The organism is Tissierella sp., from assembly GCF_052089545.1.
Lineage (GTDB): Bacteria > Bacillota > Clostridia > Tissierellales > Tissierellaceae > Tissierella_A.
In genome coordinates, this window is sequence record NZ_JBQDAA010000110.1 from 1 (window position 1) to 7,729 (window position 7,729).

Annotated in this window: 7 protein-coding genes; 6 read left to right on the forward strand and 1 reads right to left on the reverse strand. The window is 32.1% G+C overall.

The genetic code is table 11. The features are described 5' to 3' along the window. Positions 1–76: 76 nt before the first annotated feature. The 4 genes from gltS to ACTHW2_RS08530 all read left to right on the forward strand — a co-directional run bounded on the left by gltS (position 77) and on the right by ACTHW2_RS08530 (position 3,498). Positions 77–1,315: a sodium/glutamate symporter gene (gltS, locus tag ACTHW2_RS08515; protein WP_442263519.1), complete on the forward strand. Its 1,239-nt coding sequence runs from the start codon at positions 77–79 to the stop codon at positions 1,313–1,315. 18 nt (positions 1,316–1,333) lie between these two features. Beyond that, the gene (gene ftcD, locus ACTHW2_RS08520; protein ID WP_442263520.1) at positions 1,334–2,233 is read left to right on the forward strand and encodes a glutamate formimidoyltransferase; all 900 of its coding nucleotides are present in this window, start codon (positions 1,334–1,336) and stop codon (positions 2,231–2,233) included. A gap of 85 nt (positions 2,234–2,318) precedes the next feature. Next, positions 2,319–2,879 carry a cyclodeaminase/cyclohydrolase family protein gene (locus ACTHW2_RS08525; protein WP_442263521.1) on the forward strand — a complete coding sequence of 187 codons (561 nt, stop codon included), beginning with the start codon at positions 2,319–2,321 and terminating at the stop codon, positions 2,877–2,879. Positions 2,880–2,922: 43 nt separating this feature from the next. Then, positions 2,923–3,498 (forward strand): HutD family protein, encoded by a 576-nt coding sequence (locus ACTHW2_RS08530; RefSeq protein WP_442263522.1) that lies wholly within the window; start codon positions 2,923–2,925, stop codon positions 3,496–3,498. A gap of 58 nt (positions 3,499–3,556) precedes the next feature. Here the strand turns inward: ACTHW2_RS08530 and ACTHW2_RS08535 are convergent, their stop codons facing one another. After that, entirely contained in the window at positions 3,557–4,363 is an 807-nt protein-coding gene (locus ACTHW2_RS08535) for a GNAT family N-acetyltransferase (protein ID WP_442263523.1), read from the reverse strand. Between the two features lie 360 nt (positions 4,364–4,723). Between ACTHW2_RS08535 and ACTHW2_RS08540 the strand changes: the two genes are divergently transcribed. Both ACTHW2_RS08540 and ACTHW2_RS08545 read left to right on the forward strand, forming a co-directional pair. Next, the gene (locus tag ACTHW2_RS08540) at positions 4,724–5,473 is read left to right on the forward strand and encodes an anaerobic ribonucleoside-triphosphate reductase activating protein (RefSeq protein WP_442263524.1); all 750 of its coding nucleotides are present in this window, start codon (positions 4,724–4,726) and stop codon (positions 5,471–5,473) included. Positions 5,474–5,498: 25 nt separating this feature from the next. After that, positions 5,499–7,571, forward strand: coding sequence for a ribonucleoside triphosphate reductase (locus tag ACTHW2_RS08545; RefSeq protein ID WP_442263525.1), 2,073 nt, complete (start codon positions 5,499–5,501; stop codon positions 7,569–7,571). The last annotated feature ends 158 nt before the right edge of the window (positions 7,572–7,729 follow it).

Sequence of the window (7,729 nt, forward strand, 5' to 3'; positions counted from 1 at the left end):
GTAAATAAACGTAGTAAATATGCGAGTTGTAGAGTTCTGCAACGAGCTATATAAAATTAAATATAGGAGGAATACTATGAATTTCGAAATTATCGATGGATTGGCTACAATTAATGTAAACTCAGCAGTTACTTTAGCTTCTGCTGCTGTCTTACTATTAATAGGAAACTTTACAAAAAACAAGATAAAATTATTAGATAGGTATTGTATTCCAGCACCAGTTATTGGTGGATTTATATTTATGTTTATTACCTGGTTTGGTTATTCAAACGACATATTTTCATTCAATTTTGAAAACATATTTCAAGAAACATTTATGCTAGCGTTTTTTACAACAGTAGGTTTAGGCGCAAGCTTTAAATTACTTAAAAAAGGTGGAAAATTATTAATTATATATTGGGCTGTAGCTGGAGTAATTTCAATAATACAAAATGGATTAGGAATAGTAATTTCTAAAGCAATAGGATTAGAAGCACCATATGCATTACTTGCAAGTGCGATTTCTATGATAGGTGGACACGGTGCAGCGCTTTCCTATGGACAGACTTTTTCAGAAATGGGCTATGAAATTGCTCCATTAGTTGGGGCAGCAGCAGCTACATTTGGACTTATCAGTGCGGTACTTGTAGGTGGGCCACTTGGTAGAAGACTTATTGAGAAAAATAATCTAAAACCTGATGAAGATGATGATTTTGATACATCTATTACAGATGTAAATGTGGGTACAGGTGATAAATTAACATCACTTGATATAGTTAAAAACGTATCTGCAATTATAATATGTATGGCTATAGGAACTATTTTGTCGGGCTGGATAAGTGAAATTATTAATATGGGTTTCCCTACTTATGTAGGAGCAATGTTTGTAGCTGTAATACTTAGAAACTTAAATGAAAAATTTAATTTTTACAAATTTGACTTTACATTAGTAGATGAAATTGGAAATGTTATGTTAGTTCTTTATTTATCATTAGCTCTTATGACTTTAAAACTATGGGAACTTTCTGGATTAATAGGAGGAGTTCTACTAGTGGTTTTATCTCAAGTAGTTTTAATTGTATTATTATCTTATTTTGTTGTATTTAGAATATTGGGTAAGAATTATGATGCGGCGGTTATGTGTGCAGGTTTGTGTGGCCATACACTAGGAGCAACACCTTCCGCGCTAGTTAATATGACAGCTGTAAATGATAGGTATGGAATGAGTAGAAAAGCTATGATGATAGTTCCAATAGTTGGAGCGTTTTTAGTAGATATTATTTATCAACCACAGACAATATGGTTTATAAAAACCTTTATTGATAAATTATTATAAAAAACTTAGGAGGTAATTATGAGAAAATTAATGGAGTGTGTACCAAATTTTAGTGAAGGTAGAGATGAATCTATAGTTGAATCAATTATTGATGAGGCAAGAAAAGTTGAGGGAATAACAATTTTAGATTATTCTTATGACAAGGACCATAATAGGACTGTATTAACAATGATAGGATCTCCAGAGGAAGTAAAAAATGCTTCTATAAATTGTGCAAAAAAGGCAGCAGAGCTTATAGATATGTCTAAACATGAAGGAGCTCATCCAAGAATGGGAGCAACAGACGTTATTCCTTTTACACCAGTATCCAATGTAACTATAGATGAGTGTGTTGAAGTTGCAAAAGAGGTAGGAGCTGAAATGGGAAGTTGGGGGATCCCAATATATTTATATGAAGATGCAGCAACAAGTCCTAAGAGGAAAAACCTAGCAAAAATAAGAAAAGGACAATACGAAGGATTTTTTGAAAAAATAAAAAAAGAAGAATGGAAACCAGATTTTGGGCCACAAGAGATGAATGTAAAAAGTGGAGGTACAGTAGTAGGAGCAAGGGTTCCTTTAGTAGCATTTAATATAAATTTAGATACTCCTGATGTGAAAATTGCGGATAAAATTGCAAAAACAGTAAGACATATAGGTGGTGGTCTAAGATTTGTTAAAGGGATAGGATTAAAATTAGAAGAAAGAAATCAAACTCAAGTTTCAATGAATTTAGTAAACTTTGAAAAAACAGCAGTTTATCAAGCTTTTGAAATGGTAAAAATGGAAGCTAAAAGATATGGGGTAAATGTAGTAGGAAGTGAAGTTATAGGAACAGTTCCTATGAAATCGTTACTTGATGCTGCAGAATATTATTTACAAATAGAAGATTTTAGTATAGAGCAAATTTTAGAAAAAAAGTTATTAGATGAACAATAAAAAGAGATAAAAACATTGATTAAGAGCTTGCTTGGGTGAGCTCTTAGTTATATAAATATTAACAATAAAATACTGGAGGTTTATTATGGATTATAAGGATGTATTAGATTTAATTTTAGACTCAGACGATGTTACAGTTGGTGGAGGAAGTGCATCTGCTTTATCTGGTGCCTTAGCTTGTGGACTCATAGGTATGGTATGTAAATTATCTATAAAAAAAGATTTTGGTATTTCACCAGAAAAACAATTGGAATATGCAACAGAGTTAGAAGAAATAAGAGAAAAACTGCTTAAAGGTGTAGTAGATGATGCAAATGCATATGGTGTAATCAGGGATGCATATAAACTTCCAAAAGAAACAGAAGAAGAAAAAGAAGCTAGAAAACAAGGCATTGCAAATGCTGGAATAATAGGCGCAACAACACCACTAGAAAATGCTAAACTTTGTAAAAAAGTATATGATATTGGTGTACAGTTAGAAGGAAATTCAAATCCCAATTGTCAATCAGATTTAATAATAGGATATGAATTAGCTAAAATAGGGACAAATGGTTGTCTAATGAATATAGAAGCAAATCTTCCACTTGTAAAAGATAAAGATAAAATAAAAGAATTTAATAATGCGCTTAAAAATCTAAAAATATAATACTTTTAAAATCTTATAAAATGTAAGAAAGCAAGGTGTTAGTATGAAGGAAAAAATTATTAATAAGGAAGATTTTTTAACTACAAAATGGTCTGGTGGAGAAACAACTCAACTATCCATATATCCAGAAGATGCGATTTTTGCTGAAAGAGATTTTTTATGGAGAATTTCATCAGCTACCTTTACATCAAAGGAATCAAGGTTTTCTGATTTTAGCTCCTATCAAAGATACATTCTTCCTTTAGAAGGTAAGATAAGTTTATTTCATGAAGGCTTGTACAATAGAAAATTGGATAAATACGAAGCGGAGTACTTTGATGGTTCTTGGAATACATTCTCAACAAATACTTTAGATTGTAGAGATTATAATTTTATAGTTAAAAGTGGAAGTGATGCAAAGATGCAAATTTTAAGTATTGAAGATAAATATTTTCTCCACGATTCCAAAATAGTAACTATGTTTTCTATGAATGATTTTATTGTAACTTTAGAAGAAAAAGGTATAAAAAGAAATATTGATGGATTTTCTTTATTTGTTTTAGAAACAAATAAAGAGTTAGAAATGGAAATTATAAAAGCTAGTACACCGGTGATACTTACTGAATTTTCAATAAAATAAAGAATTATATAAATAGTCCTGAAATCTTAATTTAAGATTTCAGGACTATTTATAAATCTTATCCTTCAGTATTTTGCTTTGTATTAGTTCTACTATATGGTTTATACATACCTATTTGATCGTAGCCAAGTTTATCGTAGATGATTTTTCCGTGCTTTGAGGCTTGTAGTATTGCTATATCTTTTCCTAGATCAAAAGCAAAATTTGTAGATGCTTTTACTACAGCTTTACCAAGACCTTTACCTCTTTGGGACTCTAGAGTTCCTACAAAGTAGAGACCAGCTGAATCTTCTGATATGGAAGTTATAGAACCTGATACAACCCTGCCTTCTGGGTCAGATATTATAAATGTTTTTGAGTGGTCTGACTTATAAGGCTTTTGAGAAGAAAACATAGCATCTATAACATGCTCATCTTTTTTAAAAGCTTCTGCCACAACTTTAGCAAAACCATCTAAGTCTTCCTGAGTTTCTACTTCTTTTAAAGTATATCCTTGTGGGAAAGGAGCATCTTTTATTCGTTCTTCTTTTTTCATAATGGTTGAACCTGGTTTTCTTTGAAGAATAAAGTCCTTTTCTAATAGCAAGTTCTCTAAATCAGTATCTATTCCGTCCCTTATCCAAACTGAATAATCGAATCCTAATTGTCCAAAGAACTTTTCAGCCGCTTCAAAGGTTTCCTTATAGGCTTTTGTATTAAAAGGTACACATCCATTTAGATGTCCATCACTTGTTTTAGTCCCTATAGAAAAAAGTAAGAAGTCTTCTGTTTCATAAACCTTCCCATTTTTCACACTTTCCGATCTAAATTTAAGCACATCTCTTAAGTTTTTATGTGCTATTTTCATATAGTCTTTTTTATTCATATTTTAATACCTCCTTAATTTTCTCTAGTACAAGTATATCATATAAAAATATAATATAAAATTGCAAAGAAAGTAAGTTTATTAGACTAATAAGCTTGTAGGGCAAAACACCAAATATGGTAATATGTGCTTGACCTACCACTATATAATGTGGTATTATAAGGGTAATTGAATAAGCTAAACAAATAGGGGAAGCAGGTTTGAATCCTGCACAGAGCCGCTACGGTATTGAGTTTATCTCTAAGTCCGATTGCCTATTTATTAATCCTTATACTTTCCCGGACCTGGAAAGAGTGTATATTGAAAGTTGCTACACTTTTTTGGTGTAGTTTTTTTACTGTTTAAATACTTATTAGTGGGGTGATTATTATAGATATTGCCAATTTTGAAAAGGTATCATTGCAGGATTATCCTGGAAAGGTTTCTGCCATATGCTTTATAAATGGATGTCAGCTTAGATGTCCTTATTGCCACAATCCAGACCTGGTTTTACCTGAAAAATATAAGACTAGAGAAGAAGATAAGACCTTGGACTTTATAGGATATATTACAAAGAGAAAGACATTGATAGATGGAGTTGTTTTAAGTGGTGGCGAACCTCTTATGAGAGAAGATCTGATAGATTCAATTTACAAGATAAAGGACCTAGGATTAAAGATAAAACTTGATACAAATGGTATCTTTCCACATGGGTTAAAAAAGCTATTAGATGAAAATTTACTAGACTATATAGCTTTGGATTATAAAGGTTCTAAAAATAGTTTAAATAGATCAGTTGGTTTATCACAAAATAGTAGCTATAAAGATTTATACAAGGATTGGTCTAAAAGCTTGGAGCTTGTTCATCTTTCTAATCTAGATTATGAACTCAGGACTACAGTTGTAAAAGAACTACACCCTAAAGATGATTTATACAAGATGGGTAAAGAATTAAAAGATATGGTAGGAAGTAATAGTCCTAAGTGGTTTTTACAAGGATTTGAAGAAAAATTTGATATTTTAAATTCTTTTACAAGAAAAGAAAGTTCACTTTCTTCTTATTCTAAGGAAGAAATGATAGCTATAAAGGATATGCTAAAGACGATTATACCGTCTGTTAGTTTAAGATAAATACTTTAAATATGGAGGGGTTATTGTGGAATATACTGTTATAAAAAGGGATGGAAAAACTGTACCATTTCAAATTGAAAAAATTACTTTGGCTATGAAAAAGGCCTTTGATGCAAAAGAAGTTTTGATGGATAGTTCTGTCTTGGAACTTTTATCACTTCGTGTTGTTGCAGAACTAAGTAAAGGGCTTAAAGAGCCAGTAGTAACTGTTGAAAATATACAAGATTCTGTTGAAATTGTTCTTGTTCAATCTGGATATGCTGAAATAGCTAGGGCTTACATACTTTATAGAAAACAAAGACAAAAAGCTAGAGATGCAGTAAATACCCTTATTGATTACAGCAAAATAGTAAATGATTATGTAAAGGTTGAAGATTGGAGGGTTAAGGAAAATTCTACTGTGACATATTCTGTAGGTGGCCTTATACTTTCAAATAGTGGAGCTATAACTGCAAACTATTGGCTATCTGAAATATATGATGAGGAAATTGGAAATGCCCACCGTGATGGAGATATACATATTCACGATCTTTCCATGTTGACTGGATATTGCGCTGGTTGGTCACTTAAACAGTTAATACTTGAAGGGCTTGGTGGTGTGGTTGGAAAGATTTCATCATCACCTGCTAAACATTTATCTACACTTTGCAATCAAATGGTTAATTTTTTAGGCATTATGCAAAACGAATGGGCTGGAGCACAGGCTTTTAGTTCTTTTGATACCTACCTAGCACCTTTTATTAAAACAGATTCTTTAAGCTATGAAAGCGTTAAAAAAAGTATAGAATCTTTCATCTATGGAGTAAATACTCCTAGTAGGTGGGGGACGCAAGCTCCATTTTCAAATATAACACTTGATTGGACTGTTCCAGCTGATTTGGCAGATCAAGCTGCCATAGTAGGGGGAGAGCAGATGGACTTTAGCTATGGTGACTGTCAAGAAGAGATGAACCTTATAAACAAGGCATTTCTTGAAATTATGATTGAGGGAGATGCAAATGGTAGAGGTTTTCAATATCCAATACCTACTTATTCTATAACAAAAGATTTTGACTGGTCACCTAGTGAAAACAATGAATTGTTGTTTAAAATGACTGCTAAGTATGGAACACCTTATTTTTCTAATTATATAAATAGTGAAATGGAGCCATCAGATGTTAGAAGTATGTGTTGTAGGTTAAGGCTTGACTTAAGGGAACTTAGGAGAAAAAGTGGTGGGTATTTTGGAAGTGGTGAAAGTACAGGTTCAGTTGGAGTTGTAACTATAAATTTACCTAGGATAGCTTATCTTTCTAAATCAGAAAAAGACTTTTATAATCGCCTTGATAAGGTCATGGATATATCAGCTAGGTCTTTAAGTGTAAAAAGAGGGGTTGTATCTGAATTTTTAGAGTCAGGACTTTATCCTTATACAAAGAGATATCTTCACAGCTTTGACAATCATTTTTCAACTATCGGTTTAGTAGGAGTGAATGAAGCTGCTTTAAATGCAAATTGGATTGGAAAGAATCTTACAGAAGAAGTGGCTATAGATTTTTCTAAAGAAGTTTTAAACTATATGAGAACAAGATTGTCAGATTATCAAGAGGAGTACGGAGATCTATATAATTTAGAGGCATCTCCTGCTGAGTCTACTGCTTATAGGTTGGCCAAACATGATAAGGAAACGTATCCAATGATCAGGACAGCTGGAGAAAATGGCGAAACTCCTTATTATACAAATAGTTCACATTTGCCTGTTGGATATACAGAAGATATCTTTACAGCATTAGATATCCAAGATGATCTTCAAACACTCTATACTAGTGGAACAGTCTTTCATGTATTTTTAGGTGAAAGAGTTCCAGAGTGGAAGGCAGCGGCTTCACTTGTACGAAAGATTGCTGAAAACTATAAACTTCCATATTATACTTTGAGCCCAACATATTCTGTATGTAAAAACCACGGATATTTATTTGGTGAACATGATAAGTGTATCCATTGTGGGGAAGATGTAGAAGTTTACAGCAGAATAACTGGCTATTATAGACCAGTTAAAAATTGGAATGACGGCAAAGTGCAAGAATATATAGATAGAAAAGAATATTCAATAGTATAAAACAGATGCTCCTTTTTATAAGACGGATTTAAAAATAAAAATCTGATAATAAAATTGGAGCATTTTCAACAAAGAAGTTTGTCAGTTTGTATGGGAGGAGATCCCAACTAGGCTAGCTTGTATGGTTTTGTAATATTTTATAGCGATAGAATAAAAAG